We start from the raw sequence: 647 nt of genomic DNA on the forward strand, positions 1-647 counted from the left end.
TTTTCTATCATATTTTTCATTAAAGTTTTATGATGTTCTTTTGTCTTTTGAATATCCTCAGATAATACATTTTTATCAAATCCAAATCTTGAAAATTCTTTATGTGTTGTTTCTAGAGGATGAGCAATTATATATGATCTAATCGCTTTGAAATAATCATATTTATCCCTATTTATATTTTCAACACCATAAAACTCGTCTTTGTCTTTCTTTTTGTCATAGACTTTTAATGATTTTAACAAGTATTCAATTGATGTTAATATTTTGTCTGAAACTGATATTAATTCATACACATTAATATCATCATTTTTATTATCTATATCTTGCAAAGCATAATTTATAACTGCTCTAGCTGAGATAATTTTAGTGTTTCTTTCAAAATGTTTATTTGCGTCTTTTTCAAAGTAATCATTACACACTTGATTAAATTCATCAAATGCTTCTCTATTAATTTTCACTAATAATCAAATCTTTCTATGAAATTATTTTTAGAACATTTTATAAACGTTCTAACATATATTTATAATCTATCATATTTAATTTTTTATCAAAAATATTTTTATTCACGTATTGCGCTTCCCAAACTTTTTCTAAAATATTGATAAAATCCATATAACGCTCCTATAACGGTTCTGGTGCAAAAATAA

1 protein-coding gene is annotated in these 647 nt (G+C 23.3%); it reads right to left on the reverse strand.

Translation table 11 applies throughout. The features are described from left to right. A partial coding sequence (locus V7038_RS28100) for a hypothetical protein (RefSeq protein WP_335695975.1) occupies positions 1 to 458 on the reverse strand: 458 nt, incomplete at its 3' end. Positions 459 to 647 lie beyond the last annotated feature (189 nt).

This window comes from Bacillus sp. JJ783 (assembly GCF_036963225.1).
In the GTDB taxonomy this organism is placed as follows: Bacteria; Bacillota; Bacilli; order Bacillales; family Bacillaceae_G; genus Bacillus_A; species Bacillus_A cereus_U.